Raw genomic sequence first — 16,842 nt, forward strand, 5'->3', positions numbered from 1 at the left:
AGCGTGAAGCCTGCCGCCGCCCTGCTCCTTCCCCTCGCCTGTCTGGCGGGCGTCCTCAGCCACTGTTCCAAGCCGAAGGACGCCGGACCCGAGCAACTCCAGGTCGATAACACCAAGACCGAGCTCTCTTCCGAGTTCTCCGGCGCCAACGCTTTCGCCCATGTCGAGCGGATCGTCGGATACGGCCCCCGTCCGCCCGCCAGCGAGGGGTTTGAAAAGATGCTCTCGGATCTCGAGAAGAGCCTTGCCGACTTCGGCTGGAAAACCACGCGCCAGAAGTTCCGCGCCGCCACACCCGACGGACCGGTCGACTTTACCAACCTGCTCGCCCGGCACGGGTCCGCCAAACCCGAGCCCGATTCCCTCCCTTTCATCATCGGAGGACACATCGACACCAAGAAGTTCTCCTTCCCCTTCGTCGGCGCCAACGATGGCGGATCCTCGACCGGAGTCCTGCTTGAGTTGGCCCGCGTCCTCTCCACCGATCCCGCATCGGCCGCCAAGGTCGAGCTGGTCTTCTTCGATGGCGAGGAAGCCTTCCGTCCCGGCATCACGGCGACCGACGGACTCTACGGTTCGAAATACTTCGCCCAGAAGATGGCGACCCGGCCGACCTGGCCCGCGGCGGGCATCGTGATCGATATCGTCGGCGATCCCGACTACGAACTTCACTTCAACCCGGAGACCCCCGAGGGGTTCGCAAGCGTGGTCGAGCGTCTCGGCGCGAAGCAGAACTTCACCAAGCCCTTCAAGGCCTCCGTCTTTCCGGTCATCGACGACCACGTGCCACTGCAGAATGCGGGCGTTCCGTGCCTCCACCTGATCGGACAGTTCGGCTCCATGCCTTACTGGCACAAGGAGGGCGACACCCTCGACAAGGTGAAGCCGGAGATGCTCGAAAAAGTGGGACGCCTGGTCCTCGACTTCCTCGCCGAGGCCCCTCAACCGGCCGCCGCAAGCGCCGAAGAGTAGGCGCCCAGAGGCCACCGGAGAGGTGAAGCCCGTCGATGAAACGCGGACTTCGCGATCCGGGGTCAAAGCCCCTCTTCCTTTAGCGGATTTTCACAAGTTTCGCGGTTCCCGTCCCCGGTTTGGAGAGCTTTGGAAATCCTCCATTTTTCGGTTGTCAAACCCCGGACCCCGACCCTAAATCCCCGCCCACCTTTCAGGGCACCAAGGCTCGGTAGCTCAGTTGGTAGAGCAGCGGATTGAAAATCCGCGTGTCGGCGGTTCGATCCCGTCCCGAGCCACCACCCCCCCTCAAGAAGTCGCCACTTCAGGCGCACCCGCCCCATCGACAGCCGCCGACACGAGTCGGCAACGCACGGCGAGACGAGCGCAGTGAGTCGAGTGGACTTCAACCCGGCGAAGCCGCAAGACGCGTGGTGAAGCGCAGCTTCACAATTCGATTCCGTCTCGAGCCACCACCCTCCCCTCAAGAAGTCGCCACTTCAGGCGCACACTCCCATCGACAGCCTCCGATGTGAGGTGGATCACCTGATCGCTCACTCCACCTTCCACTGCGCGTCCTGCAGGGCCTTGAGGCGCTTCACCTCAGCGGGACGTTCGGCCGCAAGGTTCTTGGTTTCCGTTGGATCGGACTTGAGATCGAAGAGTTCGACCACACCGGCCGTCGAAGAAAATCGTGCCTTGTTGGCATCGGGGCCGACCGTGCCGGGCAGGATCAGCTTCGACCAGCCGTCGAGAACCACGAGTGAGGTCACACTCTTTGACGGGTCATCGATATCCATGATGTCGTGACGGAAGCTCTCGATGAAAATCGTGTCGCGCTCTTCGACCGCCTCGTGGTCCCGCAGGTCCAGGCCCGGCATGACATCGGGCACAGAAATCCCGGCGACCGACAAAAGCGTCGGCACGACATCGACGATGGACACCAGGTTCGAATCGTCGCGGGTTGGCTGGACTTTCCCCGGCCAGCGGATGAACACCGGAGTCCGGATTCCGTTTTCATACGGGGTGAGCTTGGCCCGACCGCCTCCATAGCCCGCGAACGGATCCCAACCATTGTCCGAAAGGTAGATGATGAAGGTGTCATCCTTCAGACCCTTCTTTTCCAGGTATCGGTCAAGGTCACCGCAGGTCTCGTCAAACCACTCGATCATCGCGTGATAAACCTCACCGTGCTTGGTAGGGCCTTTGCCGGCATACTTCTTCTTCAGTCTCTCCGGTGGATTGTGCGGATCATGCGGCAGCAAGGGCGCGTACCAGACGAAGAAGGGCTTCTCCTTCTCGACCGCCATGTCGATGAACTCGTGAACCGGTTCCATGCCCTTGCGTCCGATGCTCAAACCGGCACCGCCGTGACGGGACCGCTCCTTGGTCATGCCATGAGTGAAGCCGACCTCGCTGAAGGACGTGTTCCAGAGCTTGCCGGTCTGGAAGGTCAGGTAGCCGGCGTCGCTCAGAGTCTTCGGCAGGATCAAGGGATTGGCCAAAAGCCGGTCGCGGAGCGGATCTCGATTGGCCCGACCCGCCTTCGGAGCTTTCGGGGATGACGCATGGAGGTCGTTGCCGGTGATGCCGTGGCGACTCGGCAAGAGGCCGGTCAAGAGCGTCGCCAGCGACGGCGAGCAGACGGGCATCGAGTAGCCGCGGGTGTAGAGCAGGCTCTCGCCCGCCATACGGTCGAGGTTCGGCGTTTCCACCATTTCGTTCCCCATGAAGCCGTAGTGGCTGTAGGTGTGGTCGTCCGAAAGGATCAGGACGATGTTGGGGCGCTTGTCCTCCGCGTGGAGGAGACCCGGAAGCAACAAAGCGGCGAGCAGGAACAACCGGTGGATCATGGTGCGGAGATAACGCCACCAAGAGCGGCAAGCTGTCAGGCGGGGTCACCGAAAGCTGGCCTCGTCCTCGGACCACGCACACCGCCACCGCAGCACAAGACAAGCGCCGAAGGTGCGCCGGCAGTTAGCCCCGGGGTTCACCCCGGGGGTGGGGTCGCAGGGAACGATTGAGCCCCGCGAGGGGCGTAGGCGGAGCCCGCAACGTCTTTGGGGCCGACCCCGCCTGCGCACCTTCGGCGCTTCAATAATCCTGCCCTTGGTTCCCCCCGGGGTGAACCCCGGGGCTAACCGCCTGCGTCCCTTCGGGACTGTTGAAACACAACCATGCCTGGCGATCTTCAACAGGGGCTCTGCCAGATGGCACTACCCCTCAAAATCGAGCGCCTGCATCAAGGCCTGCCGGTCATCCTCGGAAAGCTTGTCCAAGGGGTAGTCGATCCACTCGCCATCCACCTGCAGGTGGATCACCTTGCTGCCGGCCTGATAGACCCCGGCCGCACGGATCTTTTGTCCGTCCGCGTTGGTCCAGGCGCGCTCCGGGATCTGGAGCCCGTCAGGCGACGGGTCGGGATCCGCTGGCTCCGGTGGTTTGGAGGGAGCCTGCTTCTCCACCGCCAGCTCCGGCTTGTAATCCTTGGGGTCGATCCCCGCCCCGGTCACGAAGATCATCGCATCGTGCCGCATCTCGTTCCCGCCGACATACATGCCCCATCGGAACGAGGTCACGCCACTGGGCCGCGCATACGAACCCTCCCCCTGCTTCACGCCGTTGAGGTAAACCTCGTAGTCGTGCCCGTTGTCCCGCACCCGGATGTGGAACGGCTTTCCGACCATGTTGCGGGCCATGACCTTGTCCGTCCCGCGACGATGGTTGAGGCGGATGTCGCCGTTGTCGCCCATGTTGATCTGCACCGACCAGTCGTTCTCGTTGTTCTTGGCCTGGAAGATCGCCGCGCCGTGCGGCTTGATGATCGTGTAGGTGCCGACCCACTCGTGCCATGCTCCCTTTTTCCACGACAGCTCGCTGAAGCTCTCGACCCGCGCCGCGAGCTTGCGGGTGTTGCGGACATTCTCTTCGCCTTCGAAGAGTCGGAAGACCTGGGTATTCCCATCCTCCTGATACCAGCGGGTCCACTTCTCGAAGTCCGACCGGCGGATCGCACTGTTGGCAAGGGTGTGCAACTTGATCGCCGAGGGGATCTTGCGGCGCTCATTGGGACCCGAGGTGACGAGATCACCGGAGACACGGATCGTTGAGCCCTTATACCCCCCTGACGAGTTACTCCCACGCGGAAGCCCGTTCCGCTTCATGATTTCCCCGAAGGTCGGATCCGTTCCGCGCTGGCTGTAGAGCGCGGCGACGTCAACCGCTTCGGCCGATCCAATCAGCCCGACGACTGCCAGACCGACGGCGAAGAAAAACGTGTAGTGCCTCGACATGCCGGATGGATGAACGCGGTCAGGCAAGAATGTCCTTCACCACATGCCCGTGAACATCGGTGAGCCGGAAATCGCGACCTTGGAAGCGGAAGGTCAGATGCTCGTGGTTGATCCCGAGCTGGTGAAGGATCGTCGCCTGCACGTCGTGAACGTGAACGGGATTCTCGACGACATTGAACCCGAGTTCGTCGGTGGCTCCGTAGGTGATTCCCGGTTTCATACCGCCGCCGGCGAACCACATGGTGAAGGCCTGTGGATGGTGATCGCGCCCCTGGGACCGACCCAGCGCCGCACTCGCCTCGACCATCGGGGTGCGGCCGAACTCTCCACCGAAGATCACCAGGGTATCGTCGAGCAACCCGCGCTGTTTCAGATCCATGATCAGGCCGGCACATCCCTGATCGACATCCTTCGCCTTCGCGGTCACACCGCCGGCAACCTGCGAGTGGTGATCCCAGCCACCGTCGTAGAGTTGGACGAAGCGCACGCCGCGCTCGACCAGACGCCGCGCCAGCAGGCAGTTGTTGGCGAAGCTCTTCTTGGAGTTCCCGGGTTCGCAGCCGTACAGCTCGCGCGTTTCCTCGGTCTCATCGGAGAAGTCCATCAGCTCGGGCGCCGCCGACTGCATCCGCCACGCCATCTCGTAGGCATTGATCCGGGTCCGGATCTCCGGGTCGCCCACCCGGCCCAGTTGCCGCTCGTTGAGCTTGCGGATCAGATCCAGTGACTCGCGCTGGGCCCTGTCATCATAGCCCTTCGGATTGGCGATGTGCAGGATCGGATCACCTTGGGCTCGGAACGGCACCCCCGCGTGACTGGTCGGCAGGAAGCCGGAACCCCACATCGCCGCTCCCCCGCTCACGGTGCCTCCGCTGCGCAGCACCACGAACGACGGAAGGTCCTGCGAGTCACTACCGATGCCGTAGCTGAGCCAGGAACCCATTGAGGGCCTACCCGGGATCGGGCTGCCGGTATTGACAAAGATCTGGGCCGGAGAGTGGTTGAACTGGTCGGTATGGACCGACTTCACGATCGTCAGTTCGTCGGCCACCTTGGCGAGGTGCGGCAGCCGGTCGGACAACTCCGCCCCCGACTTCCCGTGTTTCGCGAAAGGAAACTGGGGCGCCAGCACCGCAGCATCGGGCTGAATGAAGGCGTAGCGCTGCCCGGCGATGACCGACGGAGGGATCGGCTTGCCACTGAGCTCGGTAAGCTTCGGCTTGTAGTCGAACAGCTCGAGTTGGCTCGGCGCACCGGCCATGAAAAGGTAGATCACCCGCTTGGCCCTCGGCGCGAAGTGGGTTGGCTGCGGTTCGAACGGCGTGCCGCCTGAAGCGAAGACCCGGTTGGTTCCGCCGGCAAAGAGCGAGGCGAGGGCAATCTTGCCCAGTCCGATCCCGCAGGTATCGAAGAATTGTCGCCGGGTCTGTTCGTGTAGGAAGGACATGGTGTCAGTTCCGGGTGATCGCTTCGTCGAGATTGTAGAGCACCCGGGCGGTCATCGCCCAAGCGGCAAGTTCAGGCGTCGCCCCGCCACCCGGAAGGATCTCTCCGGGTTTCAGGTCTCCACTGCGCACCCTCTCCACCTGATCGGCATGGTACGCAACCAATGCTTCGAGTTCCTCCGGAGCGGGCTCCCGGGACAACACCCGGCGGAAAAGGTCCGACGCGGTCTCGGCGGGTGCGGCATCGACATCGACCGCATCCTTTGCCAAGGCCACCGCGGCCTCGGTGAACATCTCGTCGTTGAGCAAGGTGAGCGCCTGCAGCGGGGTGTTGCTGCGCTCCCGCTGAACGACACACGACTCACCCGTCGGCCCGTCGAAGGTCAGGTAGGCCGCGAACGGCGCGGTGCGTTTCGAGTAGGTGTAAAGGCTGCGACGATAACGATCCGGACCACTCGAAGCGTTCCACTTGGGCGCGCCGTAGGCGGCCGTCGTCACACTGTCGGGTTGTGGTGGCCGCACGCTCGGACCGCCAATCTTGTTCTGCAACAGACCGCTCGTTGCCAGCGCGGCGTCGCGGATCATCTCGCCGTCCATCCGGAACCGAGGACCGCGGGCGAGCAGTTCGTTGAAGGGATCCCGCTCGAGGAGAAGTGAGTCCACCGCGCTCGACTGGCGGTAGGTCGCGCTGTCGACGATCAGCCGGTGAAGCGCCTTGCGCGACCAGCCACGCTTCACGAACTCGACCGCCAACCAGTCGAGCAACTCGGGATGGACCGGCGGCTCGGATTGATAGCCGAAGTCGCCCGCGCTACGGACCAGACCGCGACCGAACAGGGCGTTCCAAGCGCGGTTGACCGTCACCCGGGCGACCAGCGGATTCCGTTCCGGGTCGACCAGCCATTTCGCGAACTCAAGACGGTTCGCAGGCGCTCCCTCCGGCAAAGCCGGGAACACCGATGGCGGCGCCGCCGATACCGGCTCCTTGCCCTGCAGATATTCGCCCCGGTGGTGCCGCTGGGTGACGCGCTGATGGTCAGCCGGGCGCTCCTTCATCACGAGGCTCGTCGGAAACTTGGGAAAGCCTGACTCCAGTCGCTCAAGCGCCGCCCTCGCCTTCTTCATCGAAGGATCGGTCTTGGCGAAGGCGAGGCGCAAGTCCCGCTCAGGCGATGAAAGCGGATCCACGGGAGGAAACACCCGCGCCTCGAGGGGCGAATCGGCGCTCGCCACCGAAATCCGGAACTTCCCGAGCCCGGCCACGAAGTGGCGTTCGAAAAGCATCTCGACCTCGATCACCCCTTCTGCAGCGACGGGGTCGGCGAGATTCAGCACGATCTCGTGGGGTTCCCCTTCACGCGTGGCGGCCGACCAACCGGTCGAGCCGTTGCCGTCGTGCACGTTCGCTGCCTTCGCATCACCCGAACCGATCGCGATCTTGCCGAAGTCCACACTGCCGTCGCCGAACCGGACCGGCTTTCCTCCGACCGACGCCTTCAGCTCGCTCAGGAAAAAGTCTCCACTACGCCCTTCGTAGTAGGAAACGCCGGGACCGCCGGCCGGAAGGCGTTCGTCCGGCAACGCCTCGATCCGCAGCGCGGTGACCGGAGCCGCGCCATCGGGGAGCGGAAGCTTCAGGCGATAGACGTCCCTTTTGGTGAAATCTCCTTGGGCGAACACCACCCCCCCGCCCTCGTGCGTGAGGCGCAACCCTTCCGCCTGCATCTCGGAGGGCTCCAGCGCGGTCCATTCCGCCGAAACCGCCTTGCGGCCTTCCAGCCACTTCGAGAATGCGGCCTCGTCCACCCCGGCAACGAGCTTGTCCTCAGCCGCCGCGATCTTCTGGCTCCATTCGTCCTGACGACGCTTCGTGTCCGGATCCGGCACCGCCATCTCCGGTTCGTCCGCCTGATCGAAGAAGGCCATCATCGAATAGTAGTCGGTGTGGGTGATCGGATCGAACTTGTGGGTGTGGCACTGCGCGCACTCGATCGTCAGGCCCATCCACACCAGACCGGTCGTGCCGACCCGGTCGACCAGTGCGTGATACCGGTACTCGAGCGGATCGATGCCGCCCTCCTCGTTGAGCATCGTGTTGCGATGGAATCCTGTGGCGACCTTCTGGTCGACGGTCGCGTTCGGGAGCATGTCGCCTGCGAGCTGCTCGATCGAAAACCGGTCAAAGGGCATGTCGGCATTGATCGCCTTGATCACCCAGTCGCGAAACGGCCAGATGCTCCGAGGCCGGTCCTTCTCGTAACCGTTGGTGTCCGAGTAGCGGGCCGTATCGAGCCACCGCCTCGCCCATCGCTCACCATACCGGGGACTGGCGAAGAGCCGGTCGAGCAAATCGTTCCACGCCTGATCCTTGTCCTTCCGCCAGGCGGCGAGGAAGACATCCGTATCCTCAGGTGTGGGCGGCAGACCGGTAAGATCGAAGCTGACCCTGCGGAGCAAGGTCACCGGATCGGCCTCGGGCGAAGGCTTGAGGCCCTCATTCGCCAGACGCCCGGCGATGAAGCGATCGATCGGGTTTCTCGCCCACCCGTCACCTGCGGACGGCGGCTCGGCCTGCTCCGGAAAAGCAAACGCCCAATGCGGCTCGTAGTTCGCCCCCTCGTCGATCCACTGACGGAACAGCTCGACCTGCTCGGTCGTCAGGCGCTCCTTATTCCCCTTGGCGGGGGGCATAACCTCCTCCGGATCGTGCGAGGTGATCCGCTTCATCAACTCGCTGGCATCCGGATCCCCGGGCACGATCGCCCGTCGTCCGTCGAGCTCGGCCGTCGCCATCTCGAAGGTGTGCAGCCCGAGATCCGCCTCGCGCTTCTGATCGTCGAAACCATGACAGGCGAAGCAACGGTCCGACAAAAGCGGTCGAATCTGGGTGCTGAAATCGACCTCACCCGCGGCCAGCGCAGGTGCGAGAAACACAGCAAAAATCGGCATCTTCCTTACGAGAAGCATCGGGGTAGCTACGAACACAGGTCATGCCAGCTAACGGGCGATATCAGGAAAATTCCCCATTAACCACGGGGCCTCAACCGGAATCGGGAAGTGCGTACATAACTCATCTGCTGTATTGCACTTATGAGATCTCCCCTTAAACTTCGCAAACCCGGCCCGTAATTACGAAGTGAAGACAAAACCCAATTATTCACGATTGTACAGGAAACCTGTCTTATCCAGAGCTAAACCCCCCTCCGGTTTCGCCCTGATCGTCACGGTTTCGTTGATGACCCTTCTTGCCCTCCTCGCGGTCGGACTTCTCGGCTTGTCCGCAATTTCAATCAGGTCGAGCGATCAGGACTCTCTCCGAGCCGAAGCCCGTTCGAACGCGCGTCTGGCCCTGACCATGGCCATTGGCGAATTGCAGAAGCAGGCCGGGGCTGACACCCGGGTGACGGCCTCGGCGAGTTTGCTCGACGACGAGAACCCGCCGCTGACCGGTGTCTGGCGGAGCTGGGAAGGCAGCGACCACGAGTCCGGCCGCCGTTCGCGTTTCTCCGGCCGGCCGGTTCCTCCCGAGTACGACGAGAAAACCCGCTCCGAAACGGAGAACGGGCGCTTCCTTTCGTGGCTGGTCTCCGATGGCGACGAGCCGATGGCGCCCGACGATGCCGACAAGCTCGCGCGCACCCAGCCTTTCACCGACTCGATCCCGCTACTCTCCGACGGCACGCTCGCCGACGACGATCAGCGTCAGGTCCACGTGAAGCCGATCACGATCGGCGACGACGGTGGCTTTGCGTGGTGGGCAAGCGGCGACAACCAGAAAGCCGCCCTCCCCCGCCCCTACTTTCCGGAGGACGACAGCCCGGCCCGCTACTCCGTGCTGGCCCGGTCCCACGCGGTGCCGGATCCGAAACCCTTCGAACTCGATTCCCTCCTGCAGGACTCCGCGATCGCCGAGAAGACGATCACCCGAAGCACGGTGAAGTTCCTGACCGAACCCGGCAGCCCGACGAACCCGGGCGAGCGATTCCACGACTTCTCGGTCGCTCCCGTCGGACTTCTCACCAACACGGCCACCGGCGGCTGGCGCAAGGACCTTTCCCTGCTCAGTGAGGCATGGGGCCAGCAGCGCCGGAGCGGCCAGCCGCTGTTCCGCCTGACGTCGACCAGCGACACCTCGGCCAGCATTCCCACTCGCAGCGATCCCTATCCGGAGGAATCGATGATCTATCCGTGGGCAACCTATCGTGGCGGTGACAACAACCCGCCGATCTACAAGCACGGTCCGGTATCCAGTTGGGAGAACCTGATGGACTGGATGACCTACTACAAACGCGTCTCCGCATCCTCCAGTGGCAAAGTTTCGGGACCGACGCACTCGGTCGCGATCGATGACGGCGGCAATCACTTCGGCTTCATCCACGAAGTCCGGATCCTGCCGATCATCGCGCGCATTCAGTGGGTCTTTTCGCACAGCGCGGGCAGCCCGCCCGGCAACCCGCCACGCGGCACGCTGGAGCCCCGCGTCCTCGTCACCCCGGTGGTCACGATGTGGAACCCCTACAACGTCGAGATCACCTCGCCCGGCACCATCGACTTCACGATTCCGAAGCCTCTGCCGGTCGCCTTGAAATACACGATCAACGGTCGCGCCAACCCGAACTACAACGCGGTGATGGCGGCCACCAACAACCAGCCCAGCCTCGGCGGTGGAACGCTCCGCTTCAGGATCGACGAACGGTTCCGGCTCATCCCCGGCGAGACCCGGCTCTACAGCCCGGCGTCGGCCACGCCTGTCGCCGACAACCAGACCATCACGCTCAGCGCGGGCTATCGGTCCGGAGGAGGACACTACTTCCCGGTCAAGGGTTCGCGCGGCGAACGACTCACATTGCCGAGTTCGAGTTCGATTCGTGCCGATGCGAAGTTCGACACGACGTATTTCGATGGTGCCCTGATCAATCCGGAAGGGGTCGGCATCTATCTGGACATGTCCCTCTTCGGCCGTCGGCACCTCGTTTACCGGATGATCTACACCGAGGACATCGCCAGCATCGTCTACCCGCCGCTGACCAACCTGGCCCAAGGCACTCTCGGACAGTGCGAACGGAACCCGCTTCCGTTCCTGTCGACGATCTTCGGCGCCCGCACCGCAAGCAGCACCCACCTCGCATCGAAGGGCTTCGTCCAGTCGAGCCCGCTCGTGAACTACACCGCGATGGGCAAGAAGGACGAGGCGGAGCGAACCATCGCCCGCCACTACGGCGGCACCGCCCACCCGGTCAACTCGCCCTTCGACTACAGCTTCGTGAAGCACGCTCCCGGCGGTGACAGCCTGCTGCCGAATGCAAGCGACCGGACCGGACGCGGCTACATCGTCACCGGCTTCAACAAGGCCGACGGGCTTTCCCGCTGCGTGATCGCCGAGCTCCCGACCCGTCCCGTCGCCTCGCTCGGCGAACTGACGAACTGGGACATGCGCTACGAGAATCCGATCCCGCCCTATGCGATCAATCTGATCGGCAACTCGGACGCATCGCCACTGCTGCCGCCGAACGCGGTGGTCAACGCACGTGACTCCAACCTGACCGAGAACCTCCAGTACGACGACTCCTACTGCGCGAACCACCTGCTGTTCGACGACTGGTTCGTATCGTCAATCACCCCCGACCCGACCGACTTCGGAACACGGGGCCGTGACCAACAGGACACCTACATGGACTTCGTGAGTGGCGAGGAACCGCTCGCCAACCAGGCCTACCGGCCGATCCTCGAGGACCGTGCCAATGCCGCAGCCGGCGACGCCCGGCAACTCTACCGCGACCATGTTGCCGAACGCGAAGCGTGGAAGACGATCGCGTCGCGGCTCGAAGTCGAAGGGATGTTCAACGTCAACTCCACCTCGGTGGTCGCATGGCGCGCGCTACTTGGCCACGCCCGCAATCTCCGCGTCCCCTACATCCGCGAAGCCGGCGCGACCTGGAACGCCGACCTGTCCGGCGAGACCGACCACGCGTGGAGCCGGTTTTCCGTGGCGGCCGACAGCGAGGCGGGAACTCCCGGTTCGTCGGGCGCATTCCCGGAAGCGACCGAGTTCGCCGGCTACCGGACTGTTGATGACGATTTCCTCGACGCGCTCGCCGAAGAGGTCGTCGACCAGATCCGTCGCCGCGGCCCCTTCCTCTCCCTCTCCGAATTCGTGAATCGCCAGCTCTCCTCGGGCGACCTGGCGCTGGCCGGAACCGTGCAGGCCGCGCTCAACGAACTCTCGAAGCGCGCCTCCACCGACCCGTTCTCGGACCTCAAGGCACTGTCGTCCGAATCACTCGCCGTGCCGGACCGCGCGGCGGCTGCCGAGTACCGTTTCCCCGAAGCCGCCGAAGGCTACAGCTCCTACGGCCTTCCCGGCTGGACGCGGCAAGCCGACATCCTTCGTCCGCTTGCTCCGGTCCTTTCCGCACGCGATGACACCTTCACCATCCGGGCCCACGGCGACGCGCGCGACAAGGACGGCAACATCCTCGCCCGTGCCGTTTGCGAAGCCACCGTCCGGCGCGTGAGGGACTTCGTGGATCCGAGTGAGGAAGCCGACATCACCATCGCTCCTCGCCGCCCGGCCAACAGCACCTTCGGCCGGCGTTTCGAAATGGTGTCTTTCCGCTGGCTCAACCCCGAGGAAATCTGACCCACTCGCGTTGTGAAGCTTCCCCTTTTCTGCCTGGCCCTTCTGGCTGCTGTCGCGAGTGCCGCGCCCGGCGCGAAACACACTTGCCGCATCCTCTTCCTCGACGGGCCCGATGACGCGCCGCGCACGCTCCATCTCTTCGACGGTGCGACTTCCCGTGAGGTCGACTTGCCTCGTCTGAATCTGTCCGACGTGTATGACCTCCCCGGTGGACCGCTGACCCTCCGTCTGCTGCCGGAGCCGCCGGCTGACCCCGAAAAGATTCCCGCCGGTGCGCCGTCGGTGTCGATCGCCTCCGAAGCCGGTGACTTCTATCTGCTCCTCACCAGCGACCCGCAGAACAAGATCGCGCCGGTCAAGATCCGGGCCATCGATGCGAGCACCGACAAGCTCCGTGCCGGGCAGATGCTCTGGTTCAACCTCACACAGAGCATGGTCGGCGGAACGATCGGATCGGAGAAGCTCGTGCTGAAACCCGGCACAAAGGTCACCCTCAACCCGCCGGCGAAAGGCAATGACAACTACCCGGTGCTGCTCGACTACAGGATCCCCGGCAAGGAGTCGCTCTACCCGCTTTGCGAGACCAGTTGGCGGCATGACCCGCGCAGCCGGAGCTTGGCTTTCGTGGTGCCGGGGAAAAACGGCCGCACGCCACGCGTGATGGCATTCCCGGACTACCGGGAACCGGAAGAGGACGCGGAAGGCGCACCCTGACCGACTATCGACCGAACTTCCTTCGGTAATCGAGCGGTCGCATACCGGTCTCGGCGCGGAACCGTTTCACGAAGTGACTCTGGTCACAGAAGCCGCACTCGAGCGCGATTTCCGCCAGCAGCGAGTCGCCCTCGGACAGCCGCTGGCGTGCCGCCTGGATCCTGACCCAGGTGAGATACGCACTCGGCGTCATGCCAAGCAGGCGCTTGAACTCACGCTGGAACTGGCTCGTCGAAAGCCCGCAAAGCCCGGCCAGTTCTCCAACCCGGAGTCCCTCGCCGTAATCCCGAAGCACCTTGCGGATCGCCGGAGTCAATCGCTGGAGCATCCCCGGCGCGGCGCCGGCTTCATCATGCGGACGCAACACACCCGCAAGTCCGGTCACACGGCCGGACGAGTCACGCAGAGGAATCTTGCTCGACCAGTACCACTGCGGATGCCCGTGAGCTCCCGGAACCAGCCACAACCGATCGATCACGCGCTCCCCCCGCTCCATGACCCAGCGATCCTCCTCGATGTATTGCCGGGCGAGTTCCGGAGCGTGAAAGTCATAGTCGGTCCGCCCGAGCATCTCGGACTCCGAACGGCAGCCGTGAAGGTTCCAAAGCGCCCGGTTCGCGGCCTGAAATCGACTTTCGCGATCCTTCTCAAACACAAAAACCCCGGGGATCAGATCCATCACTTCTCCCAAAGTCCCGACTTTCATGCCGCAAATATACAAAAATAGACCCCGGCAATACAAGACACCAGGCAGAACTCGGGCGAAGCTTGCGAGGTGAGATTCGCACCGTCGTCTGCCGCATGGGTTCTGGCCAGCGCCTTGGCCGGTGGTGCCACGCTGGAATTCAATCGCGATGTGCGGCCGATTCTCTCGAAGAACTGCTTTCACTGCCACGGCCAGGACCCCGCGCACCGTGACTCGGGCCTGCGTCTCGACACCGAGGAAGGACTCCACGGCAATGGCGAAAGCGGAGATCCGGTGATCGTTCCCGGAGACCCGGAAAAGAGTCTGCTGTGGAAGCGCATCACCAGCAAGGACCCCGAAGTGGTCATGCCGCCGCCCGACTCCCACAGGAGCCTGACCGGACCGCAGATCGAGACGCTCCGCCAGTGGATCGTGGAAGGCGCGAGTTACCAGAAGCATTGGGCTTTCGTTTCTCCGACGAAGAAGCCGCTGCCAAAGACCGACTACCCGGCAGCCGAGCCGTGGGATGCATGGGTTCATGCGAAGCTCGCGACTCAGGACCTTACGCCATCGCCACCGGCCTCCCCCGCCCGTTGGCTGCGTCGTGCATCCTTCGATCTCACCGGCCTCGCTCCGACGCCGGAGGAAACGGCGGCTTTCGAAGAACAGGTCACCGCGAAAGGCGAGGCCGCCTACGAGACAGCGGTCGACCGCTTGCTGTCCTCCAAACGCTACGGCGAGCACATGGCGGCGGCGTGGCTCGATGTTGCCCGATACGCCGACACCCACGGCTTCAACAACGATAGTTCCCGTAGCATGTGGCGGTGGCGGGATTGGGTGATCGACGCCTTCAACGGCAACCTCGCCTACGACCGCTTCGTCACGATGCAGCTCGCGGGTGACCTGCTTCCCGATGCCGATCTCGAAAGCCGGATCGCGACCGGCTTCAACCGCAACCACGTCATCAACTCGGAGGGCGGCATCATCGACGAAGAATACCGCGTCGAATACGTCGCCGACCGCGTGCGGACCGTCAGCACCGCATGGCTCGGACTCACGATGGAGTGCGCGCGGTGCCACGATCACAAATACGACAACGTCTCGCAAAAGGACTACTACCGGATGTTCGCCTTCTTCAACCAGGTGCCGGAAGTCGGAGAAGCCGGGCGTCTGCGAAACGCGGCACCCGTGATGCGGGCTCCCACCCGCGAGCAGCAGGACAAACTGGCGAAGCTCGATGAAGCGCTCGCCCGCGCCACTGCGGAACTTCCTGAGATCCGGCCGGAAGGAGATTTCACTCCGCCTCCCGTCGAAGCGGACAAGGAGCGGATGGATCTGGTCGAAACGCTTGAGTCGCCAACCAAGGATCAAACCGGACACGCGACCCAATGGAAGCCCGGTGCCGGGCCGGCCCACACCTTCGCCGCATGGGTTCGCTGGCAAGGCGAGGAAGGCGTCATCTTCTCCTCGATCAACTATGGAGGCGAACCCTCCGCCCAAGGCTACGCCCGCGGTGTCGAATTGCGGGTTCTCTCCGACGGCCGACTCGACTTCCGGGCTTCGGAACGCTGGCCGGGTTACGCCAACGAACTGCGCTCTTCGGCCAAACTTCAGACCGGTCGCTGGCACTTCGTCGCGCTGGTCAACGAGGGCGGCAGCAAGAACGAAGCGATGCGCCTTTACGTCGATGATCGCGAAGAGGAAATGGAGTTGGTCCTCGACGGACTCAGCGGCGGAGCCCGCGCCGGCGCGGTGGTCCTCGGCAAGGCCCGTGGCGGAACTCCCGACGAGTGGAATGGCACGATCGCGATGGCATCCTCCTGGCCGAAGGCGTTGAAACCCGAAGATCTCGGGAAGCACCTCGACAGCACCCTGAAGTCCGACTCGCCATGGACGCGTGACCGGTCCGATCTCGTGACTCGCCGTCAGGCACTCGCGAGCCAAACCGAATACCGCTCGGCATGGAGCCGTCTCGAATCGCTGCGGGCCGAGAAGTTCGCTCTCCAGCGGTCGCTACCAAACACGATGGTGATGACCGAACTCGACGAGCCGCGTCCGACCTATCTCCTCGAGCGCGGAACCTACGACGCCCATGGCGAGCAGGTCGAAGCCGGGGCCCTGGAGGATCTCCTCCTCGCATGGCCGCAAGGCGCTCCCCGCAACCGATTGGGTCTGGCCCGGTGGCTTACCGACCCGCAGCACCCGCTGACCGCACGCGTGGTGGTCAATCGCTTCTGGCAGCAGGTCTTCGGTACCGGATTGGTCAAGACCGCCGAAGATCTCGGCGTCCAGGGTGAATATCCGAGCCATCCCGAACTGCTCGATTGGCTGGCGCGCGACTTCATCGAAAGCGGTTGGGACGTGAAGCGCCTGATGAAATCGCTCGTTCTCTCGTCCACCTACCGGCAGGACTCCGCCCAAAAGTCCGGGATGACGCGTCTCGACCCGGAGAACCGTTTGCTGGCCCGTGGTCCCCGGGTGCGACTCGATGCCGAGTGCATCCGCGACCATGCCCTGAACACCAGCGGCCTATTGGTCGAGAAAGTCGGGGGCCCCAGCGTGCGGCCGTTCCAGCCGGCGGACTACTACAAGGGCATGGTGGTCGGCGCGAACTACCCGAGCACGACATGGACCGACGGCACAGGCGACGAGCTGTTCCGTCGTAGCCTCTACACCTTCTGGAAACGCACGGTCCCCCATCCCGTGACCACCAATTTCGACATGCCGGACCGCGAGTTCTGCGTCGCAACCCGCTCCCGGACCAACACACCCCTACAGGCGCTCACGTTGATGAACGAGAAGGGCATGCTATACGCCGCGGCAGCGCTGGGAGCCAGGATCCGGTCCCACTCGCCCGAAGATACAAAAACCGCGCTCGCCTACGGCTTCGAACTGACCACCGGCCGCGAGCCGACAGCGGAAGAAGCCCGGGTGCTACGCCAGGAGTGGGACACGTCGCTCGCCGATTGGCAGTCCGACCCGGAAGCGGCGAAGGCATTCCTCTCGGATTGCGGCGTCGCTCAACCGACCGATCCGCCAACCGAGGCCGCCTACACCCTGATTGGCAATCTCCTCCTCAATCTCGACGAAACCATCACCAAGCACTGAGCCATG

General features: G+C 63.7%; 9 protein-coding genes and 1 tRNA gene. 5 read left to right on the plus strand and 5 right to left on the minus strand.

What is annotated here, in order from left to right:
- The first annotated feature begins 3 nt into the window (after positions 1-3).
- Together HAHE_RS00800 and HAHE_RS00805 are read left to right on the plus strand one after the other, a co-directional pair.
- A complete protein-coding gene (locus HAHE_RS00800; RefSeq protein WP_338687682.1) occupies positions 4-972 on the plus strand; it encodes a M28 family peptidase in 969 nt (322 codons plus the stop codon).
- A gap of 205 nt (positions 973-1,177) precedes the next feature.
- Positions 1,178-1,253, plus strand: a tRNA-Phe gene (locus HAHE_RS00805).
- Between the two features lie 252 nt (positions 1,254-1,505).
- On the opposite strand, the gene HAHE_RS00810 is transcribed toward HAHE_RS00805, so the two are convergent.
- The 4 genes from HAHE_RS00810 to HAHE_RS00825 all read right to left on the minus strand — a co-directional run bounded on the left by HAHE_RS00810 (position 1,506) and on the right by HAHE_RS00825 (position 8,638).
- Positions 1,506-2,804: a sulfatase-like hydrolase/transferase gene (locus HAHE_RS00810; protein ID WP_338687684.1), complete on the minus strand. Its 1,299-nt coding sequence runs from the start codon at positions 2,802-2,804 to the stop codon at positions 1,506-1,508.
- Positions 2,805-3,167: 363 nt separating this feature from the next.
- A complete protein-coding gene (locus tag HAHE_RS00815; RefSeq protein WP_338687687.1) occupies positions 3,168-4,244 on the minus strand; it encodes a hypothetical protein in 1,077 nt (358 codons plus the stop codon).
- A 19-nt stretch (positions 4,245-4,263) separates the two neighbouring features.
- Complete coding sequence (locus HAHE_RS00820; RefSeq protein ID WP_338687688.1) at positions 4,264-5,691, minus strand: DUF1501 domain-containing protein; 1,428 nt, start codon at positions 5,689-5,691, stop codon at positions 4,264-4,266.
- Positions 5,692-5,695: 4 nt separating this feature from the next.
- The gene (locus tag HAHE_RS00825; RefSeq protein WP_338687689.1) at positions 5,696-8,638 is read right to left on the minus strand and encodes a PSD1 and planctomycete cytochrome C domain-containing protein; all 2,943 of its coding nucleotides are present in this window, start codon (positions 8,636-8,638) and stop codon (positions 5,696-5,698) included.
- Positions 8,639-8,924: 286 nt separating this feature from the next.
- Here HAHE_RS00825 and HAHE_RS00830 point away from each other — a divergent pair, with 286 nt between their 5' ends.
- Positions 8,925-12,329 (plus strand): hypothetical protein, encoded by a 3,405-nt coding sequence (locus tag HAHE_RS00830; RefSeq protein ID WP_338687691.1) that lies wholly within the window; start codon positions 8,925-8,927, stop codon positions 12,327-12,329.
- A 12-nt stretch (positions 12,330-12,341) separates the two neighbouring features.
- Positions 12,342-13,043 carry a hypothetical protein gene (locus HAHE_RS00835; protein ID WP_338687692.1) on the plus strand — a complete coding sequence of 234 codons (702 nt, stop codon included), beginning with the start codon at positions 12,342-12,344 and terminating at the stop codon, positions 13,041-13,043.
- 4 nt (positions 13,044-13,047) lie between these two features.
- Here HAHE_RS00835 and HAHE_RS00840 read toward each other — a convergent pair whose 3' ends face one another.
- Positions 13,048-13,749, minus strand: coding sequence for an AraC family transcriptional regulator (locus tag HAHE_RS00840; RefSeq protein ID WP_338687694.1), 702 nt, complete (start codon positions 13,747-13,749; stop codon positions 13,048-13,050).
- A gap of 69 nt (positions 13,750-13,818) precedes the next feature.
- Here HAHE_RS00840 and HAHE_RS00845 point away from each other — a divergent pair, with 69 nt between their 5' ends.
- Positions 13,819-16,836, plus strand: coding sequence for a PSD1 and planctomycete cytochrome C domain-containing protein (locus HAHE_RS00845; RefSeq protein WP_338687696.1), 3,018 nt, complete (start codon positions 13,819-13,821; stop codon positions 16,834-16,836).
- The last annotated feature ends 6 nt before the right edge of the window (positions 16,837-16,842 follow it).

This window comes from Haloferula helveola (assembly GCF_037076345.1).
GTDB classification, from domain to species: domain Bacteria; phylum Verrucomicrobiota; class Verrucomicrobiia; order Verrucomicrobiales; family Akkermansiaceae; genus Haloferula; species Haloferula helveola.

What these genes read in the sequence shown, in the direction of transcription:
- HAHE_RS00840 (WP_338687694.1), bottom strand. Translation starts at nt 13,749, where the DNA reads ATGAAAGTCGGGACTTTGGGAGAAGTGATGGATCTGATCCCCGGGGTT.
- HAHE_RS00825 (WP_338687689.1), bottom strand. Translation starts at nt 8,638, where the DNA reads ATGCCGATTTTTGCTGTGTTTCTCGCACCTGCGCTGGCCGCGGGTGAG.
- HAHE_RS00810 (WP_338687684.1), bottom strand. Translation starts at nt 2,804, where the DNA reads ATGATCCACCGGTTGTTCCTGCTCGCCGCTTTGTTGCTTCCGGGTCTC.
- HAHE_RS00820 (WP_338687688.1), bottom strand. Translation starts at nt 5,691, where the DNA reads ATGTCCTTCCTACACGAACAGACCCGGCGACAATTCTTCGATACCTGC.
- HAHE_RS00830 (WP_338687691.1), top strand. Translation starts at nt 8,925, where the DNA reads ATGACCCTTCTTGCCCTCCTCGCGGTCGGACTTCTCGGCTTGTCCGCA.
- HAHE_RS00815 (WP_338687687.1), bottom strand. Translation starts at nt 4,244, where the DNA reads ATGTCGAGGCACTACACGTTTTTCTTCGCCGTCGGTCTGGCAGTCGTC.